This window comes from Paenibacillus sp. P4_A7 (assembly GCF_056402455.1).
In genome coordinates this window covers 1-20,883 of the sequence record NZ_JBFUHJ010000020.1, presented here as the reverse complement: position 1 = coordinate 20,883, position 20,883 = coordinate 1, and the positions used below count along the sequence as shown (strand labels likewise).

Genomic DNA, 20,883 nt, shown 5'->3' with positions numbered 1-20,883 from the left:
CTCGACTCTTTCCTAACCCCTAATCCCAGCCTTTCCCCAACGCTTTCCCTGCTCTCACGTCAAACTTTAACTGCATTTTTTCAATGATTTTCTCTGTCATATCCCTGACTTTTGCAGGCATTCACGTCAAACTTTAACTGCATTAAGGATTTTGGGGGGAAGGGAGGGAAAAGGGTGGGAGGGCTTGTGGGAGTAGGGGTGAGAGGGATTGGAGGGGGTGGTGGGTGGCGTCAAACTTTAGGACAAATGCACAATTCTAGTCGGTTAGCTAGTCTTGATGACTACCTTAGAGTAAAGAGATATCGGCTCGTGAACAGCGTCCTTGTTGTGAAAAACGACCGCATCGTATATGAAAGATATTTTAATAAGTTCACTGGTGAAAGTAAAAATCCAATGAAGTCAATCTGGAAAAGCATTCTCGCGATCCTTACGGGAATCTGTCTGGATAAAGGATGGATACAAAGTCTGGATGAACCGATCGCCAATTATTTAACTGAATTTCGGCAGGGCATTCATCCCTACCACCATTTAATATCGATTCGTCACCTTCTTACGATGTCCTCAGGCATTTACTGGAATGGCGGAGTTCATTATCATTGCCCGATGGTTTCACAAATGATGAGAACGCGTGATTGGATCGCACACTTGGCCGACACAGCAGTTTCAGACTATCCAGGCACCCGACATTTGTACAAAGAATGGGATGTTCTGTTGTTGTCAGCTGTAATTGGAAAGGCCTATGGTAAGCCGTCGTATGATTTATGCGAAAAGTATTTATTTGCCCCATTGAGCATTTCGAGCGGTAGATGGCCTGAAAGCCCCTGCGGCGTATCTTATACCGTAATGAAAGGAGAGGAGCAGTCCGATTTAACAGCGCGCGATTTAGCAAAGCTGGGACTGCTTGTACTGAATAATGTTGTGGCGGGAGATGAGCTTATTGTTTCGAAGCGTACTTAAAAGAAATGGTTACACTAGGCATTACCAGTGAATCCTACGGTTACTTATGGTGGATATTTAAAGATGGATACGGCTGCAGAGGATTTGGAGGACAAGAAATTAATGTACTGCCATATGCTAACATGGTTACGGTCATTCAGGCTACGCCTACTTCATCGAATAAAGCATATGGGGATATTCATGAAGAAATTTTGAAAACATCAATTATAGGTATAGAAGAATGATTAGTATATTATTATTTCGAAAATTAGTCTAATACTTTATTTTCTTTGTACAGTTGCATTCGCAAATAATAAAATTATTTAAATAGTAATAAATTCGTTAAAAAGATAATAAAGTTGTATAAATATGGAAGTATAACATCCGTTCACTTATAATTAAAATAAGCGAACGGATGTTTTTTATTTAAAGGAGAAAAGACATGGGTATTCAATATAATAATTATTCTAGTCCGATAGATTAAATTAGATTATATTATGTAGTGGAGGCATGTTACGTGAACCATCGGGTACGTTAGTAGGACCGGTTGCAGAATCGTTTTTTTATGAGTATCATGCCAATACAGCCTTTTTATCTACACTAAGTTTTTATTGGCAGTAAGGAGCACAGACAGATTCAATGAAAGGGGAGTTTCCATGGGGATCGTCAACAGAAAGAAAAAGAGAAAGTTTTTGCGCAGTATGTATCTATGGATAACGCTCGCAATGCTGCTGGTGCTAGGTTTATTTTCCACGATTACTTATTTTAGTGCTGGGGGCGCTATATTAAATAATGAATATCAATCAAACAAGAAAATTTTGTCTCAGGTCCAATTTAATATCGATTATATTGATGAAATGATTCGCTATTCATTGATGTCATTATATTATAATCCCGATGTGCAAACGATTTTGTACAATAATGAATCAGATTTTGCAGAAATATTGAAAGAAATTAATACAGTTAGAACGACAATTGTCAATACAAATCCATTTATTGATTCGATTTACTTCTATAATAACGCTTCGAAAATATATTATTCGACCGGGGATGAATTGATTTTCGAAGACAAAAGTTTAGATGTAATGCTCCATTCTGGGCAAGTACTTCCAATATTAAAGCCACTCACTAGGAAAATTGAATATCCTATGGTCGGAGACAAAAAAAGATATGAAAGCGTAGTCACCTATTTTATGTACGACTTTAAAGATGATAATAATCTTCCTAGCGGTGCATTAATCGTTAACGCTAGTACAAATTGGATATTAAAAAATATCGAGACCATTAATAATTCAAACTTCACAAAAAAAGAAAAAATAATAATATTGGATGGAAACGGTGAGTTAGTAGGTGACAGCTTGGATGGAGATCCATTTCTATCTGATCTAAAAGCGAAATATGTAAGTGAACAAACAGCAGGAAAAGCAGGCGATAAAGAAACGACTGGTTTTTTCACAAGTGATATTACAGGTAAGAAGTATCTCATTACTTATGCCTATATCGATAATATGAATTGGACATTAGTAAAAGCGCAGCCTTACGATGAGGTGTTCAAGGAAATCAACGCATTGAAATTTACTTACCTCTTAATCACTGCTGGATTTTTGTTGATTGCATTCATTATCTCCGTATTGTTGTCGCGTAGGTTCTATAAACCGATTGATCGAATGGTCAGACAATTCGGTACTGTCGATGACGAGCGTCAACTTGCACAGGGAAAGGATGAATTTTCTTACCTCAATGAAGTTTTCCAAGATGCAATGGAAACAGTACATCATTATAAACAAAGAAATAATACTTCTATGGAAGTAATGAAAGCTTATTTCTTAAGGAAATTGCTTGTAGATAGCCATTCCGTGTCGTTAGAAAATTTCGAACAAGCCCGAGCGGATTTGAATATTAAGTTAGATCCGACAGAAGCATGTCTATTATGTATTGTAAAGATCGACGGTTACAGCCAATTTAAGGAGAAGTACAATTCAAGAGATCAAGCGCTATATTTATTTGGAATCGAAAATATTTCATTGGAATGTATCGGTGTCAATTTTCCATGTGAAGTAGTGGAAATGAAAAATGATTATATCGCATTTATTGTGAATACAAATTCAACTGTTGAAATAATGAATCGCTGGAAACAAGCTCAAACCAATATTATGAAATTTTACCACCTTTCCATTTCCGTATGTATTAGTGATCCTGTAGAAAGCTACACTGATCTATCCGTGCAGCATTACGAGACATTGAATAATTCCTTATATCGATTAATATATGGAAACGCCTGTATTTTGACTAGTGATAGGATTAGGCAAAATGCGGATAATCCGAAGCTTGGATATTCCGTAACACTTGAGAAGAAGCTCGCTGATGCATTGAAAAGCGGAAGTCTTCCTATTGCAAAAGATGTGCTTTCTTCAATTTTTCAGGAAATTTCTGCCCTAAACTACAACAATGCGCTTTTATCGGTTATGAGTTTGGTTAACATGATGAAATCTGCTGTTGAGGAAATTAGCCGAGTAAAGGTGGAGCCAGTCCGTGTGAATTTCAACTTGATTACGAAGCGCTTATTCGAATTAGAAACGTTAACTGAACTTCACGATTCTATCGTGCAATTATTTGTGGATATTATTTCTAAAACGGAAAACGTAGAGGATGAGAAACAGTCCATTGTAGTGGAAACGATGAAGGAGCTGATCGAGGCGAATTATTCTGATTCTGAATTATGTCTGCAATATGTCGCTGATAAGCTAACTATTTCACCTAAATTAGCTAGCAAACAGTTCAACTCTAGGATGAATATGTCTGTTGCTGATTATATTAATGAAGTCAGGCTCAATAAAGCAGTAGAATGGTTGGAAAACTCCGGGCTAAATATGAAAGAAATATTAGCCAAAATCGGCGTTGAAAATGAAAGCTATTTTTATAAGTTATTTAAGAAAAAATTCGGAGCTACCCCGAAAGAGTATATTTTAAGTAAAAGTGTGAAGCAACTACAAAACCAAGATTGACTCGATGTCGAATAAGTTACATCAGCATAGTAGGAATATGGCTTGGAATACACTGTACTTTTCCGAAAAGTACAGTGTATTCCTTTTTTTACAGTCAGAATTGTAGCAAATGACTGCATTTACACAATATTTATGTCGCCAGATATAGTAAGGTTTCGTTATGAGCAGGAGAGAGTTAACAGAATGAAATTAGGGAGGCATGCTTTATGCAACATACGTCTGATGACGCTGTCCTGAAGAAAGTTGGAAAGCCGATACAAACGAATACAAAGAAATCGAACAGTTTTTGGCGAGAAACTCTTCGTAACAAAGGTTTAATTTCGCTAGCAATACCCGGGCTATTATTTGTCTTCGTCTTCTACTACTTACCAATGTTTGGATTGGTGCTTGCATTTAAAGATTTGAATTTTACTAAAGGTATATGGGGAAGCGAATGGGTTGGTTTTGACAATTTCAAATTTTTCTTTAATTCGGATGCAGCTTTGGAAGTAACTCGTAACACCATAGTATTAAACTTTACCTTTATTGCACTCACGAATGCGGCATCGGTGATCCTTGCTCTTTTATTATTTGAACTAAGTCGTAAAGCGGTAAAGGTATATCAGACCACTTTATTTTTCCCATACTTTTTATCATGGGTAACGGTTAGCTATGTGACGTATGCTTTGCTTAATTCCGAGCTGGGCGTGATCAATAATTTACTCGAGAAGTTTGGTTTTGAGGGTATTAGTTGGTACTTTGAATCGAAGTATTGGCCTACTATATTAAGCTTAGCTTTTTTATGGAAAAGTGTAGGGTATTCGACGCTAATATTTTATACAGGATTATTGGCTATTGATAAAACATTTTTTGAAGCAGCATCAATTGATGGCGCTACCAAAATGCAGCAAATTCGCAGTATATCGCTACCGTTACTTACGCCGCTAATTACTCTAATTGTGCTCTTACAGATCGGGCGTATTTTTTATTCAGACTTTGGATTATTCTATTTCCTGCCTGCAGATTCAGGGGCATTGTATAGTACGACGGACGTAATTGATACTTATGTATTCCGTGCCTTGCGTGTGTCAGGTGATACCGGAATGGCAACAGCAGTTGGCTTGTATCAATCGATTGTAGGGTTTGTACTTGTTGTGAGTGTTAATCTTATCGTTCGCAGGTTCAATAAGGAAAATGCAATCTTCTAAAGAGATAGGAGAATTATGATGACGATACAGAAAAAATCTAATTTAATAAAAGGGTTCATTCATTTTTGGTTTATCGTGCTATCTTTGTTTTGTATTATCCCACTTGTTTATGTCATTTCCATATCGTTCTCAACCGAATCGGACTTGGCTAAATATGGCTATGAACTTATCCCGAGAACGTTCTCTACGCACGCCTACGAGTATTTACTTAAAAGTCCGAAGGCGTTAATTAATGGATATCTGGTCTCGATTGCAACAACGGTATTAGGAACAGCGCTCAGCCTTCTTATTACTGCAAAGCTTGCTTACACATTGTCGCGCAAAGATTTTCGTGGTTCGAAGCAGCTGTCATTTTTCGTATTTTTCACACTRCTTTTTAGTGGTGGATTAGTGCCTTGGTACATTCTTATTAAAAGTTATTTGAATATCGATGACTCGTTACTTGCTTTGATATTACCTTATGTGATCATGCCATGGCATGTGTTACTTATGAAAGGCTTCTTGTCTGATATTCCGTTAGCGTTAATCGAATCGGCAAAAATTGACGGGGCAGGAGAATGGAAAACCTTCTATACGATCGTGTTACCTATTTCCAAACCAGCCATTGCGACACTTGCCTTATTCATTGCATTCATTTACTGGAACGATTGGTATTTGGCACTATTGTATATTGATAACCAGAATCTAGTTCCATTGCAGTATATGCTCTATCGAATTATGAATAATATTCAGTTTTTATCAACATCATTGCAGACGGGGAATATCTCCATCGATATTAGTCAGATGCCGAATGAAACCGCGCGTATGGCCATCGCTATGCTTGCAGCAGGACCTATATTGTTCGTATTTCCATTTTTCCAAAAATATTTTGTTAAAGGATTGACGGTAGGTGCAATAAAAGGGTAATGCGCTTACATTCGGATGGTTGTTATCGGCATTGCCGATGCAATATAGAAAAAAATATTATAGGGAGGTTATTATTCATGAAAAAGAGATCATCAAAAGTATTTTCCATTGCTCTTACCGGTATTCTTTCAGTGTCGCTTCTTTTGTCAGGCTGTGGTAACAATGGCAATAAGGGAGCTGGTTCGCCTACGGCTACACCAGCATCAAAGGCAACAAACGAAGGTGCACCAGGTGAAGCTGCTAAGTTAGACAATGTTGATTTAACTTGGTACTTTGGTGGTAATCCGCAAGCAGATGTAGCTTCAGTTGAACAGGCGATCAATGAATATTTGAAAGATACGCTAAATGTTAATATTCATTTGAAAGCGGTCGATTTTGGCAGCATTGGTCAGAAAATGCAATTAGTCAATGCTGCTAGCGAAGAGTACGATCTTGCGTTTACTTCAAACTGGGCAAACGATTACTATCAAAACGTGAATAAGGGAGCGTTTCTTCCTTTAGATGGTCTTTTAGCTAAATATGCACTAGATATTATGGAAGCTTTACCACAAGGTGGATGGGAAGCTGCTAAAGTAAACGGAGAAATATTTGCCGTTCCAAACTATCAAATATGGGCAAGAACGGATGCTATTTTCCCAATGAAAGAGATTGCTGATAAATACGGTTTAGACGCTGCCGCTATAACAGGCTGGAAAGATCTAACACCTTTCTTGGAAAAAGTAAAAGCTGGCGAGCCTAATCTTATTCCTATGGAGAATGGCAAAGTCGGCGTATTTGGGAATAATATCCTTCATTATGGATTTGATGAATTTGCGGGACGTAATGTTCCAGGGGCAGTGAAGTTTGACGATACCAATCTAAAAGTTCTTAACCAATTCGAATCACCGGAATATAAAGAATTTGTCACAATGATGAGAGATTGGAACGGAAAAGGATTTTTCAGAAAAGATGCGGCAACATTGATCGATGGCGCTCCTGACCGTAAAGCGGCAAAAGTTGTTGTTATTAACGGTGGTACAGTGAAACCAGGCGGTGACTCTGAAATTTCGGCTTTAACAGGTAAAGAGGTGCTGATGATAGGCGTGTCTCAACCCGTTCTTTCAACATCAGGAATTATTGCTACGATGACTGGAATCAGCAAAACATCTAAAAACCCAGAAAGAGCGATGATGTTCTTGAACATGCTCTATAAAGACAAAACGCTTTATAATTTAGTTGCTCATGGTATTGAAGGCAAACATTATAAGAAAGTCGATGAGCAAACGGTTGAAGCTATTAAGGATGCTGGCTATGATCCGAATTCAGATTGGGAGTTCGGAAATCAGTTTAACGGATACTACCGTGCTGGACAAAAACCTGGAATTTGGGAAGAGACAATTGAACTTAACAATAGCGCAGTTCAATCTGTATTACTAGGCTTCAGCTTCGACCCAACACCAGTGAAAACAGAAATCGCTCAAATCGCAACGGTAACGGCTCAATATGTTCCATTGCTAGAAACAGGCTCTGTTGACCCTGAAAAAGTTCTTCCAGAATTTATCGACAAGTTGAAAAAAGCTGGTAGTGACAAAATCATTCAAGAAGAGCAAAAACAAATTGATGCTTGGAAAGCTTCGAAATAATATTTTTTACAATCAAACCATTCAGGTCTGCTTATCCCAATGGGATAGGTGGACTTGAAGTTTTTTATACTACGATAGAGTTCATTGCACTGCGGAGTAACTCTATTTCAATGAAAATATATATAAAGTGGTGATAGATATGGAAGATTTACGAGGCAAAGTTGCTCTTTTGACGGGATCAAACAGTGGTATCGGCAAAGCGGCAGCTCTTGAGCTGGCGCGACACGGTGTAAAGGTAACCATTCATGGCATGAATGAAGAGCGAGGACGTCTTACGGTAGAAGAAATCTGTGCGAGCGGCGGAGAAGCCATGTTCGTGCGTCAAAATCTGTCTCTTCCGGATGCACCTAAGCAGATTATTGAACAAACAATTAGCCATTGGGGTTCGCTCGATATCCTTGTCAATAATGCGGCGCTTGTCTGTAACAAACCGATTGAGAACATCGAACATGAAGATTGGGATTCTCTGTTTACGGTAAATGTCAAAGCTCCTTTCTTCCTCATACAGGAAGCGATTCCTTGGTTGAAACGTAGCGGCGAGGGCGTTGTTATTAATGTAAGCTCGATTAATCGGCTTGTTAATTCTCCGCAAAACATTGTCTATGATGCGATGAAAGCGGCTCTTAACCATATGACAAGAGGGTTATCGCTTGATTTGCGTGAGGCGAATATTAGGGTGAATGCGATTATGCCGGGTGGGACAGATACACCTTTGCTGAATGAGTGGTTTAAAATTACAAATCACACGCCGGAACAAATGGAGGAAATTAAACGTAATGAGAAATTTTTGGGGACTCCAGAACAGATTGCKGACGTTATCTCTTTTCTTGCGAGCAAACGGTCAGCATGGATAAACGGCGCGGAGATTCCTGTTGACGGTGGTAAATTTATTGGATAAAGGGATAAGTGACTTAGGGGAGGCATGACGAGATGGGATTGGAAAGCAATATATCGGTAATGGCTTCTGTTACGGCGCAGGAAACATGGACCCCACCACAGTGGGCGCTGATGCAGCGTCAGCTGTTCGACACGCTGAACCAAGCAGCGAAGGAGTTTGTCCAGAAGTATGTTCGTCCAGATGGAACGCTGATCTGGCGCAGCGATTGGCCGGGGATGGATGGTTCGGATGATCCATATGAGGGGTTTATGTATCTTGCTTTGTTATATGCACTAGGTGGAGATGAAGAGCTACGCGAGATGGCACTTCACATCTGGGAAGGCATAACATGGCAGTGGACGGAATACGGGCAAATTTATCGTGATTTCGACGCCTACTATGATTGGATGCATCATGGGGAAGGTTATTTATTCTTTTATTTCCTTGGACTAGCAGACCCTTTTGATACGAAAAGTGTCCAGCGTGCGCAGCGATTTGCAAACCTGTATACCGGTGAAGATCTAGAGGCGCAAAACTACGACTCGGAGAAAAAGTTAATTCGTTCCCCGATTACGGGTAGCAAAGGGCCTCGCCACGAAATGTCTGAAGAAGACTGGTCTACGCATCGTGGGATTCTTGATGACTATTTGGCACCTTATGAAGATATTCCTGGTGTAGATTTTGCTAGCGGTAAATGCGCTTGGTCGGACGATGAGGTATATCAACATATTATTCGTCTAATGAACGAACGGATGTCAAAGGGCGATGTGCCGCTTAATTTGAACGCAACGGGGCTGATCACCCATGCATATATGTACTCTGGCGACGAAAAGTTGAAAGATTGGGTTATCGATTACGTGCAAGCATGGAAGGAACGGGCGACACAGAACGGTGGAATTATTCCTGATAACATTGGTCTTTCTGGAGAAATCGGAGAGTATAACGATGGGAAATGGTGGGGGGGCTATTATGGATGGCGCTGGCCGCATGGATTCCTAACGATCATTGAACCGATTGTCAATGCTTCAATGAACGCAGTACTTCTAAGTGGAGATTTGAACCAATTGCAGTTAGCGCGCGAGCAGCTTGATCAGAATTGGGCACTGGGTCGTGAGGAAAATGGAAAATGGGTAACACCGAACAAACATTTCGACAGTGGTTGGACCGCTTATCACCTGCCGAACCCTCTATATCCGATTCATCTATGGACGGTGTCGATGGCAGAGGAAGACGCAACTCGTGTAGATCGGATTGATAAGCATCAGTATGATCTAGACATTGATGTGCCAGAATATTCTGGAGGAAATCCAAAAACGGGCAAAGGTACCAAACATTATAACGGCAACACCGTGCAATGGTTCCATTATATGCGAGGGAAAAGTCCTCAATATCCGGAACAGATTTTGGAAGCGAATTTCAAATTGATATCCCGCCAATTGCAGAAAATGCGTTCAGAAGAAGGGGATCCAGAAAATTGGAAATCTGACGGATTCAGTCTAGGTGCCTTATCCAGCATTCACAAATGGCAGGAAATGTGTCCGGTATACTTTGAAGGGTTGCTACAATTGACGCTCGGCACGCCAATGCACACTTCACATGGTGGTTTGCAACACGGTCGCGTACGCTACTTCGACGCGCATGCCGAGCGGCCAGGATTACCAGATGGTGTAGCCGCGCTAGTCGAAGCGTTGGATGGCAATTCTGTAACTTTGCGTTTAGTTAACATCGATTTGTTTGCAGACAAGCAAGTTATTATTCAAGCAGGAACATTCGGTGAGCATCAGTTCGAGACAGCCACAGTTGTGAGTCAGGATGGACTTATACAGGAAACCGTGCCAGCAGACGGCAAATGGTTCAAAGTTAAGCTTCCTCCTGGTGCAGGAATTTGCTTGCAAATGACGATGAAACGTTACATCAACCAGCCGACCTATTCAACACCATGGGGCGATCCGAAAGAAATCGTAACAATCATTCGTGGTCGAGAATAGTGAGGGGAATTACTATTATGACAATTCGAAAAGCCGCATGGAATAAAGACACTGAGTCTAATACTTTATTTTCTGTTGACAGTTGTTTGTAGACCAAAATAAAAGTCTACCAATATCACTCAAAGTTCACCACTCACCACTTAAAGTTTGACGCAAGCCGACCGATTTTCAGGCATTTACCCCTGAGATTGCTCGGCTTTTCTTTTACCCAGGAATCCATTCCAAGAAGCCTCACATGCCATTTCAATCCTTTTCTCAGGCATTTCCTCCGGCATATAGAGCCACTGCAATCCGCATCACACAAGCACTTCTCAGGCTTTCACTCTCGCTTTTATCCGGTTCAAAAGCTATTCCAATCTTCTTTCCTCGGCACTTTCCTAACCCCTGCCTTTCCCCAAACTTTTTTCCCTGTTCTTACGTCAAACTTTAATTGCATTAAGGTACGACTACAAGCCGAACTGATTTCAGGTATTTCCTCCTGATTTCACTCGGCTTTTTCTTTTTCAATCCGATCTCTTCCTCGATCTTTTTCTCGATCAATATCCCGCTAATCCCTTGCCGGCCCAGGCATTTTCTCGATTTAATCTCTGACTCATTCCATGTCTTGCTTTTCACTTTCAAACCTAATCCCCATGTTTATTCCTGCTCTTCCGCCTGCCTACAGTCAAACTTTTACGGTTCGATTTGTGTTTTTGATGGGGGCTTTTCTCGATGATTTAGCTCGGTTTTCAGTCAAACATGGCGTTCAGAGAGATTTGGGTTGAGAGGGGGAAGTGAGGCTGAGATGCCTTGTGGGAGTAGGGGAGAGAGGGATTTGGGGGGAGTTGGTGGGTGATGTCAAACTTTAAGACAAATAGACAATGACTTACGATGAAACTATTGTTTTTGTTGCTTTTGAGAGTAATTTTATAAATAATAGGAAGGTGTAAAAACGATCCTAAGATTCCTATTCATGGGAATCTTGGTGAAAATGGAGGTGGTATTTATCCGTACAGGTCTTGGAAGGATGAAGAGCTCGCTGTTGTTTCGCTTCGCCTTATTGCTAGCTTTGATGCTGATACCGATTATCTTGATCGGGAATAACTTCTATTCTGGAGGGAGGGAGTCGCTTCGTCGGGAGATATCTAATTCAATGGAKTCTCGGGTTGAAGCGAATATACGTACGATGGAGAAGGAAGTCGAACGGATTCAACTGCTGCAGTTTGAATTGATTAACGACGAGTCTCTGAACAAGCTGGCGGTTATTCCCGACTATATGAACAAATACGACAAAAGCCAGGCCATTCTTATAGTGCAGGATAGGCTGTTTGCACTGAAAAACAGCAGCTTATATATTTCGGATGTGTCCGTTCATATTCCCTCCATCAACCGCACGATATCTGCTATGCAGGGAACGGGCGCGATGCTGCAGGAACAATTCAATGCTACCAGCGAGCTTGCCAGTAAGAGTCCGGGAAAAGCGATATATTTCCTTGACCATATTCCGTATATCGTACTCGTTCATGAGGTACGGGGGCTGTATGAAGGTGAAAATGCGCTGTATTCCATTATAGTAGAGCTTTCTCCGGATGAGCTGAGCAAGTCACTTTCCGCCCTAGAAAGCAGTGAGAACAGCGGCTCCGTTCTAAGCGATCCTAACGGCGAGTTTATGATACGCACTCATCATTTCGAGAATCCATATTTAGACCGGTACATTGATCAATATAAATCGGGTGTGCCTAATGCATACGAGAATATAAGCAGCGTGGGGCAGGGAGATGACCGGGTGCTTGTATCCTCCCGTTTCTCGCAGCTGCTCGGTTTCTCGCTTATTCATTACGTGCCTGAGAAACATCTGTTTAACAATATACATCGTTACCAGCAGCTGTTCTGGGTATTAATAGCGGTGTTTCTCGTCTTTATGATTGTGCTCTGTCTTTCCCTGTACCGAATGATCCATCGGCCGCTGCTGGCACTTCTGCGGGCGTTCAGGAAGATGGAAAAGGGCGAGCTGGACGTAACGGTCACCGAGAATAGCCGAAGTGAGTTTGGTTATTTACACCAGGGCTTTAATAAAATGTCTCGCTATATGAGGGAACTGATTGAACAGGTATATACGCACAAAATATTAGTTCAACGAGCTGAGCTCAAGCAGCTTCAGTCGCAAATTAATCCGCATTTTCTATATAACAGCTATTTCACCCTATATAACATGATTGCGGTAGAGGATCATGACAGTGCCAAGCAGTTCGCTTCGCAGATGGGCAGTTATTTACGGTATATTACCCGCAATTCCTCAGATGAGGCTCCGCTTTACGAAGAGGCCAAACACGCGACGATCTATGCGGAAATTCAGGGAAGGCGCTTTCGACTGCGAATGAAGGCCCAGTGCGGTGAGGTGCCGGCCTCTTACCGAGAGGTGATGGTACCGCGACTTATACTTCAGCCATTAATTGAAAACGCTTTCGAACATGTGTTTGACCATATGGAGGAAGGCGGACTTCTATCTATCGTTTTCGAGGAGGAGGAAGATTGTCTGCTTATTCGAGTGGAAGACAATGGCCCATTCTTGGATCAGGAACGACTGGAGACGCTAGAGCAGCTGTTGAGAACGGATGAAAGCACGATTGAAACGACCGGCCTTCTGAATATTCATCGACGGTTGCGCTTGAAATACGGGGATAGAGGCGGAATAGGCGTGGGGCGAAGCCATCTAGGAGGATTGGAAGTGCGGTTGGCCATATGGAAAGGGGACAAGGAGTATGCTTCGGTTGTTAATTGTTGATGATGAGCCCGATATTGCGGATGGACTTTACACACTTCTGCAGGAACGTTTTCCGTCCGAGTTCGAATTATACAAGGCCTATTCAGGGAAGACGGCACTCGAATGGTTAAGGAGGGGAAAGTTCGACATTGTAATGACCGATATTCGGATGCCCGTTCTAGGAGGATTGGAGCTCCATAAGCATATTCGCCGTCTGTGGCCCAGGAGCAAGGTTGTCTTTCTGACGGGGCATAGCGAATTTGATTATGTGTATGAGGCTATTCATTATGACAATACCAGCTATCTGCTTAAGACGGAAGGTCATGAGACGATTTTGGAGACGATCGGCAAGCTTGCGGAGGATATAGCCGGAGAACAGCAGATTGAAGGACTTATGGCCAAAGTGATGCAGCAAATGGAACAAACGCTGCCGTTGCTGCAAAATGAGCTGTTAAGTGAATTGCTGTATTGCGAAACGTCTGACATGCTGAATAGGTCCAACCAATTTGAGGAGCTGCGCATTCCACTGGATCCGAAACGTCCAGTCTTCCTTATGATGGGCAAGCTGCTGAGTGTGGATTTCGGTGTGCGGCAGGCCGGAAAGGCGCAGCTGCATGCAGGGATGAAGGTGATCGAGGAGCAGTACGGTTATTCTCACTTGCATATGAAATATATATTTGTCGACAAGGATACAATGGTCTGGTTCGTACAACCGGTAGCCAGCCATCTTGATGAGCAGCTTGAAGAGTCTGCTTCATGGAATGGCATTTTATTAGCTGTCCGGGAATATGCGGAGAACGCTGAGGCTGCCTGTCTGCAATCCTTTGATATTTCGCTATTTTGTCTGCTGGACAGGTCGCCTTGCGAGTGGGAAGATATCGCCGACCGCTGGGCTATGCTGGAGCATGAATATCATCGTCAATCCGGCGAACGGAATGGGGTTGTTCAGGTCGAATTCGATGAGACGGAGCTCTATCGGACGAAGATGCTGCGCAAAACGGATCTGTTGGGCGAGTATTTGGCCAACGGCCAAACGGAAGCCTTCGATGCCGCCTGGAAGCGTTTCACAGTCGAATCTATGGGACTCGAATCGGTTTACTCTGCGCTTTCTCTCGTTTTCTTGCGCCATATCCATCGGTTCAATCTGCAGGAGCGTCTATCGGCTCGCACCGATTTGTCAGTTATAATGCAACCTTCAGGTGTTCAACTTGATCCGGAGTCATGGATGGACTATTATTATCGGCTGGCGATCACAATCTTTGAGCTGCAGCAGAAGGATCAGACGGAACGCCGCGATCAGACAATTGATCTTGTGAAGGCTTATATTCACGACCATTTGGGTGAAGATCTCTCTTTGGTGCGTTTATCAGAAGTTGTACAATGGAACCCATCTTATTTATCTAGAGCTTTCAAAAAGGTGACGGGCACGAATTTGCTTGCTTATATCCATGAGACGAAGCTGAAGGAAGCCATGCGGATGCTGCTTCAACCGGAGCTGAAAATTCATGAAATCAGTGCTGCGCTGGGCTTTATTTCACCACCCCATTTTACACGGTTCTTCAAGAAAGCAAGTGGTCATACACCTCAGGATTACCGAGCGCTCGAAGAAAAATAATACTTGGTCATACTTGGCAAGTTTCTGCAAAAAGGTAAAAAATAGATAAGCAGAGGTAAAGAATTGGCCTGTTACGTAAGTCCATGTAACGGGCTTATACTTGATTCAAGCAAGTGATAGCGTTTACAAAATAAAGGAGGATTGAACATGCAACACACGAGTCTGAAGCGAATTTTGATTTTCGCCGCAGCGGTAATGCTTCTCTTTATGACAGCATGCGGCAGCAATACGAATAACGGAGCTAATGGGAGCAATGGCAAGAAAGAAAACACTGCAAACATAGGAGACAGCAAGGGAACAGAGAATACGGGAGAAAACCAAAACCCGGCGGATTCTGATCCGCTCGGCAAATATGAGCCTGCGATTGAAGTGACGACCGTAAGGTCGTTGCCGCCATCCATCAAGTTCGAGAAGGGAGACAGCATAGACAACAATATCTGGTACCGCTCCTATGAAGAGGAGCTTGGCATTAAGCTAATTAATAATTGGAGTGTTCCGCAGACCCAGTGGCAGCAAAAAATGAATGTCACCATTGCATCCGGTGATATTCCGGATATTTTAACGGTATCGGCTAATGAGCTGAAGCGCCTGGTCGATGCCGATATGGTCGAGGACATGACGGAAGTATTCGAGAAATATGCCTCAGATAAAACGAAGCAGGTCATTTCCAATGATGGCGGCAACGGAATGAAGGCCTCAACCTTCGAAGGCAAATTGCTTGCACTGCCTGGTGTTACCTTCACGGGTACCGGGGCGCAGATGCTGTGGATCAGACAGGATTGGCTAAAGAAGCTTAACTTGTCAGAGCCTAAGACGATGGAGGACGTATATAAAATCGCCGAGGTCTTCGCCAATCAAGATCCTGATGGCAACAACCAGAAGGACACAATAGGACTGGGTGGAATCAATAAGGATTTGAATTCCTTGATGGGCTTCTTCGAAAGCTTCCATGCTTATCCGGGCCGCTGGGTCAAGGATGACTCCGGCCAGCTAGTCTACGGGGATATACAGCCGGGACTCAAGCCGGCGCTGCAGAAACTGCAGGATATGTTCAAAGCAGGTCTAATCGATCCGGAGTTTGCGGTTAAGGATCAGGCTAAGGCTTACGAGCTGATTGCCGCCAACAAAACGGGCATGTTCTACTCAGGCGAGGGCGCCGTGTGGTGGCCGTTGACCGATCACTACAAAAAGGAAAAGTCGGATTGGAAGCCGTATCCGCTGATTTCCTTTGACGACCAGCCAGCCAGCACTTCAGGCGGCATTCCGGTCGGGAACTATTATGTCGTTCGCAAAGGTTTCAAGCATCCGGAGGCGCTCGTGAAGCTGCTTAATTTTGCGGTAGAGAAGCAGTATGGTCCGGAAGGACGACTGGACGCTTATTGGTACGGCGGAGAAAATAAAGAAATTAATGTAGCGTCATTTGCAGCTGTCATCATAAGTGATCCGCTGGAGTTGATTAATATTCACCGGGGCGTTCAGGCATCGGTTGATACCGGGAATTATGTGGATAATCCGATTGCCGATGTAAAGCATCATTACGATCTCTACCAGCTGTGGTTGTCGGGGAAATTTACAGACAGCAACGAGGAAGGGCAGGCCTGGTCTTCCTATAAATGGGCTGGACCTGGAGGCGGCATGAATGTAGTCAGCGACTATGTGAAGGATAACAAGTATCTGGTAGACGAATATTCGGGACCGAGTACGCCTACGATGACGGCCAAGAAAAGCACACTGGATAAGATGAAGCTGGAAGTGTTCACGAAGATTATCATGGGCCAAGCGGATATAGGTGAATTCGATAAGTTTGTTGCCGATTGGAAGAAGTTTGGCGGGGATGCGATTACGGCTGAGGTCAATGAATGGTATAAGGCTAAACAATAGCTTGAGAATGGAGAGGAAGCAGGCTCGATTTGCTTGCTTCCTTATTCCGCGAGCATGGAAAGGAATGGTGACGATGCAAGCGGCGACCGTCAAAAGAAGAACTTGGAAGAAGCATCTCCCCCTGCATCTGATGTTGGTGCCCGGAATCGTATTGTTGATTATGTTTCATTATATCCCGATGGCAGGAATCGTCATTGCCTTTCAGAATTTCATTCCCGCAAAAGGCTTCTTCGAATCCAAATGGGTGGGATGGGATAATTTCGAATTTATGCTCCAGATGCCTGGAATTGGGCAGGTGTTATGGAACACGATTTTTATTGCATTTCTGAAAATAATCTTTGGTCAAATTGCACCGATTGTGACGGCTTTGCTGCTTAATGAAGTGCGGAAATCATCTATTAAGAGAACGGTACAGACGCTTGTTTATTTGCCACATTTCCTTTCGTGGGTCATTCTGGGCGGGATTCTGATCGATATTCTCTCACCTTCACATGGACTGCTGAATGAGGTGATGAGCTGGATTGGAATGAAACCGTTATTTTTTCTCGGCAATGATAAGCTATTTCCTTATGTACTGGTCGTTACGGACGTGTGGAAGGAATTCGGGTTTGGCACAATTGTTTATCTGGCTGCACTTACCAGCATTAATCCGACCATATACGAAGCAGCCATAATGGATGGGGCGGGCAGATGGAAGCAGACAATCCATGTGACACTGCCGGGCATGCTTCCGATCATTGTACTGCTGGCGACACTGGGCCTCGGCGGAGTGTTGAATGCAGGCTTCGACCAAGTGTTCAATCTGTATAACCCTCTTGTCTATCGGACAGGGGATATTCTGGACACCTTCGTCTACCGGCTTGGCCTTATTGATGCCCAATATGCGGTTGCGACAGCTGTCGGCCTGTTCAAGTCGGTGATCTCTTTGATTTTTGTAGGAGCATCGTACTGGCTGGCATATCGATTAGCCGGTTACCGTATTTTTTAAGGAAAGGAGAGGCAGTTATGGACTTCAATGAATCACTTGGACGAAGAGCTTTTCTTATTTGCAATAATGTATTTCTGATTGCCTTAGCCGTTGTTTGCTTGCTTCCTCTCATAAACATACTGGCTCTGTCCTTTAGCTCAAGCTCGGCGGCAACGGCGGGGGCGGTTAAGCTGTGGCCGATTGATTTTACGCTGAGCTCCTACAAGTACGCGCTGTCCAAACCGGAATTTTTACAATCGCTTCTAGTCTCAATTCAGCGGGTTGTCCTCGGAACGATCATCAGCTTATTGGTAGTCATTATTTCCGCTTATCCGCTGTCAAAGGAACGAACGGACTTTCCCATGCGAACCTTCTATGTGTGGTTTTTCTTTGTGACAATCCTGTTTAGCGGGGGATTAATTCCTACTTACATGGTCATTCGAAATTACCATATGCTCGATACTGTCTGGGCACTTGTACTTCCAGGTGCTGTAGCGGTGTTTAACATTGTGCTGCTGCTCAATTTCTTTCGTGGTACACCAAAGGAAATTCAGGAGGCTGCACTTGTTGACGGCTGTACACACTGGCAGCTGTTGTGGAAAATGATGGTTCCGATATCGATGCCTGCACTGGCGACAATTCTACTGTTTACATGCGTAGGTCAATGGAATTCCTGGTTCGATGGCTTGATCTATATGAACTCGCCGACGAATTATCCGCTGCAGACCTATCTGCAGACACTTGTTGTAAGTACGGAGCTATTTACTGCTGGGGGAAACCTGACCGCGGACGATATGAAAGCACTAGCGGAAGTATCCGACCGTACAACTAAAGCTTCGCAAATTTTTCTGGCTGCACTGCCTGTTCTCGTTCTCTATCCTTTTTTGCAAAAATATTTCATGAAGGGTATCGTGCTGGGCAGCGTGAAAGGATAAACTGACGAACGATTTATACAATTCAACTGAACTATACATGAAATTGAGAGGAATGGTGAGTGATGAAGATGAAGTTACTGCTTGTGTTATTTTTGATGGCAGCCTTATTAGGTAATGTGGAGGCACATGCTGTGAACCTGGGAGACAAGAAGATCTCCTCAAAAATCGTTACTTGGGAAACTCCCGAATGGAAAGAAAAAAATAATAGCTTCTCAGTATGGATACGCGAGAAAGGGAAGAAAGATTGGAAGGGGCTTTACGTATATAACGTAAAAAACGGCGAGCAGAAGGAGCAGGACGTACCTACGAATGCAGCTATGGTAAACGTTGACTTTACGGGTACAGTTGAGTTTAAGGTAACCTATAATGTAGGTGAAATAAACGATTATGAAATACGTCCTTCAGCTTATGGAATAGATGCTAGTAAAAGAGGGGGAAACACGTTATTCTTCTCGCTTAAACAAAATAGCAAGGCTCCATTAAAGCCAACTATTATGGTGAATGGCAGCTGGAGTGAGGGCAATTTGCACATTATTTCAAACACGCCTGAAAGCAATGCTCCTTCACAGGATGACGCGAACGTTTATGTAGTAAATCCCGGTGATCCTGTCCCTCTTTATTTACCAGACGGGAAAAATACGTATTATTTTACGCCAGGCGAGCACGAGCTGCCTAAGGGTATGTGGGTTGAGCTTGACCTTAAGGATACAGTTCAACTGGAAAAGTTTGATTTAATGCAGCTGCCAACAAACTCCCAATGGTTTGCAAAAGGACCGCAACGTTTTATTATCGAGGCCAAGGAAAAAGAAGACGACCCGTATGTACAAATATACGATGGCTACGAGAACAAAACGGAAGGAACAGTCACCGATATTTTAAATAACGTTAAGGCAAGGTTTGTAAAGCTTGTCCTATTGGGAAATACAGGATCAAGTCATTATGTAATGACATCTATAGCAAGCGAATTCAGGCTCTATGAAAAAGGGGGCGATTCAACGAATATTGCAAAGGGCAAAGCGGTAAGAGGGGCTTTCCCCGGCTACTTAAATATGGTTGATGGCAATGAATCCACTCCATATATGTCATCTACCGGCTATGGCAATTGGCATGCGGGAGAAGCTTTTTATATAAGTCAGAGCGGTACAACTGTTTATTTGGCGCCAGGTTCGGTTGTTAAAGGGTCAATTTCTGCAGATGACCAGAGCAATATCACAATTAGGGGCCGCGGTATTATGTATGGGGGTGATCTATTGCGGCCTAGAAATTACGCTGAGGGGCGAAGCGGAGCGATATGGATTACCAAAGGCTCAAATTCAACGGTGGAAGGTATAACACTGATCGATTATCCTATGTGGTCGGTTGTTATGAACTTTACTGACCAAACGTCGATCAAAAACATTAATTTCTTCGGTTCAATGGTTAATGCCGATGGCATACACCTCTCAGGCAGCAAAAACGCCCTTGTATCAGGCGTATTTATAAGAACAACGGACGATAACTTTGTAATTTATCATTATGGAGAGAGCTCAAATATAACGGTGAAGGACTCCATTTTCTGGGCAGATAATGCTCGTCCTATATTACTAGGCTTGGGTGACACGCCAAACGCCACTATCGATAAGGTTAACTTTGAGAATATTTATATCTTGAATCAGCGAGGTGTATGGGATCTGAATAAATATAACGGTGCGATTCAAATCTGGGCAACAGGAGAAAACAAAATAAGCAATATTGCTTTTAAAAATATTCATATCGATGAGTTTGAAGCTCCAGAGGACTCTATGCTTTTTCAGATCAAGACAGATGAGATGGCTCCTGGAATTTCACAGGGCTCTGTAAGCAACATCTCTTTTCATAACATTTTCTACCGCGGTAAGCTTCCGCGAAAATCTCTAATATCTGGTGTTGACGATAGCCATAATGTACGGGGAATTTTGTTTAACAATTTTAAAATTAATGATACTTTATTGTCTTCTAATAACATGCAACAGTATATAGAATTCAAGGGGTATTATGAGGATATAAAGTTTAAATAGAACCTAATGAGCCCAACCAAACTTGCCATTAATCGTCCAAGGAGGTGCAGCTTTGCGCGCAAATCCACTCAATGAATCAAATGTTACACGGATACCGCGAAAAATATTCACTTTTAACGATGCATGGACGGAGTGGCTGCAAGGAAGCAAGTTCCCGATTGCTTTCTTCGGAGATAGTACGGCTG

The 20,883-nt window shown here is 42.7% G+C and carries 15 protein-coding genes; 14 read left to right on the top strand and 1 reads right to left on the bottom strand.

The genetic code is table 11. From position 1 onward, the window contains the following. Window positions 1-174: 174 nt before the first annotated feature. From AC1DWN_RS05345 to AC1DWN_RS05310, 8 genes are all read left to right on the top strand, one after another. The gene (locus AC1DWN_RS05345) at window positions 175-957 is read left to right on the top strand and encodes a serine hydrolase domain-containing protein (RefSeq protein ID WP_477557899.1); all 783 of its coding nucleotides are present in this window, start codon (window positions 175-177) and stop codon (window positions 955-957) included. Between the two features lie 5 nt (window positions 958-962). Next, window positions 963-1,181: a hypothetical protein gene (locus AC1DWN_RS05340; RefSeq protein ID WP_477557898.1), complete on the top strand. Its 219-nt coding sequence runs from the start codon at window positions 963-965 to the stop codon at window positions 1,179-1,181. Between the two features lie 411 nt (window positions 1,182-1,592). Next, entirely contained in the window at window positions 1,593-3,941 is a 2,349-nt protein-coding gene (locus tag AC1DWN_RS05335; protein WP_477557897.1) for an AraC family transcriptional regulator, read from the top strand. A gap of 206 nt (window positions 3,942-4,147) precedes the next feature. Continuing rightward, on the top strand, window positions 4,148-5,128 hold the full coding sequence (locus AC1DWN_RS05330; protein WP_477557896.1) for an ABC transporter permease: 981 nt from the start codon (window positions 4,148-4,150) through the stop codon (window positions 5,126-5,128). Window positions 5,129-5,143: 15 nt separating this feature from the next. Then, the gene (locus AC1DWN_RS05325) at window positions 5,144-6,034 is read left to right on the top strand and encodes a carbohydrate ABC transporter permease (RefSeq protein ID WP_477557895.1); all 891 of its coding nucleotides are present in this window, start codon (window positions 5,144-5,146) and stop codon (window positions 6,032-6,034) included. 77 nt (window positions 6,035-6,111) lie between these two features. After that, complete coding sequence (locus tag AC1DWN_RS05320; protein ID WP_477557894.1) at window positions 6,112-7,656, top strand: ABC transporter substrate-binding protein; 1,545 nt, start codon at window positions 6,112-6,114, stop codon at window positions 7,654-7,656. A gap of 139 nt (window positions 7,657-7,795) precedes the next feature. Beyond that, entirely contained in the window at window positions 7,796-8,554 is a 759-nt protein-coding gene (locus AC1DWN_RS05315) for an SDR family NAD(P)-dependent oxidoreductase (protein ID WP_477557893.1), read from the top strand. A gap of 32 nt (window positions 8,555-8,586) precedes the next feature. Further along, window positions 8,587-10,521, top strand: a complete 1,935-nt coding sequence (locus AC1DWN_RS05310; protein WP_477557892.1) for a DUF8034 domain-containing protein — start codon at window positions 8,587-8,589, stop codon at window positions 10,519-10,521. Between the two features lie 435 nt (window positions 10,522-10,956). Here the strand turns inward: AC1DWN_RS05310 and AC1DWN_RS05305 are convergent, their stop codons facing one another. Further along, window positions 10,957-11,142 (bottom strand): hypothetical protein, encoded by a 186-nt coding sequence (locus AC1DWN_RS05305; protein WP_477557891.1) that lies wholly within the window; start codon window positions 11,140-11,142, stop codon window positions 10,957-10,959. Between the two features lie 349 nt (window positions 11,143-11,491). On the opposite strand from AC1DWN_RS05305, the gene AC1DWN_RS05300 reads away from it, so the two are divergent. The 6 genes from AC1DWN_RS05300 (at window position 11,492) to AC1DWN_RS05275 (ending at window position 20,698) form a co-directional block, all read left to right on the top strand. Next, window positions 11,492-13,285, top strand: coding sequence for a sensor histidine kinase (locus tag AC1DWN_RS05300; RefSeq protein WP_477557890.1), 1,794 nt, complete (start codon window positions 11,492-11,494; stop codon window positions 13,283-13,285). Continuing rightward, window positions 13,263-14,879 carry a response regulator gene (locus tag AC1DWN_RS05295; RefSeq protein ID WP_477557889.1) on the top strand — a complete coding sequence of 539 codons (1,617 nt, stop codon included), beginning with the start codon at window positions 13,263-13,265 and terminating at the stop codon, window positions 14,877-14,879. Before AC1DWN_RS05300 ends, AC1DWN_RS05295 begins: the two co-directional genes overlap by 23 nt. A 147-nt stretch (window positions 14,880-15,026) precedes the next feature. Next, window positions 15,027-16,760: an extracellular solute-binding protein gene (locus AC1DWN_RS05290; RefSeq protein ID WP_477557888.1), complete on the top strand. Its 1,734-nt coding sequence runs from the start codon at window positions 15,027-15,029 to the stop codon at window positions 16,758-16,760. Between the two features lie 73 nt (window positions 16,761-16,833). Next, a complete protein-coding gene (locus AC1DWN_RS05285) occupies window positions 16,834-17,748 on the top strand; it encodes an ABC transporter permease (RefSeq protein WP_477557912.1) in 915 nt (304 codons plus the stop codon). Between the two features lie 17 nt (window positions 17,749-17,765). Further along, on the top strand, window positions 17,766-18,662 hold the full coding sequence (locus AC1DWN_RS05280) for a carbohydrate ABC transporter permease (protein WP_477557887.1): 897 nt from the start codon (window positions 17,766-17,768) through the stop codon (window positions 18,660-18,662). Window positions 18,663-18,724: 62 nt separating this feature from the next. Then, entirely contained in the window at window positions 18,725-20,698 is a 1,974-nt protein-coding gene (locus AC1DWN_RS05275; protein WP_477557886.1) for a glycosyl hydrolase family 28 protein, read from the top strand. The last annotated feature ends 185 nt before the right edge of the window (window positions 20,699-20,883 follow it).

Coding starts and splice junctions, on each gene's coding strand:
- AC1DWN_RS05340 (WP_477557898.1), top strand. CDS start 963: ATGGTTACACTAGGCATTACCAGTGAATCCTACGGTTACTTATGGTGG.
- AC1DWN_RS05335 (WP_477557897.1), top strand. CDS start 1,593: ATGGGGATCGTCAACAGAAAGAAAAAGAGAAAGTTTTTGCGCAGTATG.
- AC1DWN_RS05330 (WP_477557896.1), top strand. CDS start 4,148: ATGCAACATACGTCTGATGACGCTGTCCTGAAGAAAGTTGGAAAGCCG.
- AC1DWN_RS05320 (WP_477557894.1), top strand. CDS start 6,112: ATGAAAAAGAGATCATCAAAAGTATTTTCCATTGCTCTTACCGGTATT.
- AC1DWN_RS05310 (WP_477557892.1), top strand. CDS start 8,587: ATGGGATTGGAAAGCAATATATCGGTAATGGCTTCTGTTACGGCGCAG.
- AC1DWN_RS05295 (WP_477557889.1), top strand. CDS start 13,263: ATGCTTCGGTTGTTAATTGTTGATGATGAGCCCGATATTGCGGATGGA.
- AC1DWN_RS05290 (WP_477557888.1), top strand. CDS start 15,027: ATGCAACACACGAGTCTGAAGCGAATTTTGATTTTCGCCGCAGCGGTA.
- AC1DWN_RS05285 (WP_477557912.1), top strand. CDS start 16,834: ATGCAAGCGGCGACCGTCAAAAGAAGAACTTGGAAGAAGCATCTCCCC.
- AC1DWN_RS05280 (WP_477557887.1), top strand. CDS start 17,766: ATGGACTTCAATGAATCACTTGGACGAAGAGCTTTTCTTATTTGCAAT.
- AC1DWN_RS05275 (WP_477557886.1), top strand. CDS start 18,725: ATGAAGATGAAGTTACTGCTTGTGTTATTTTTGATGGCAGCCTTATTA.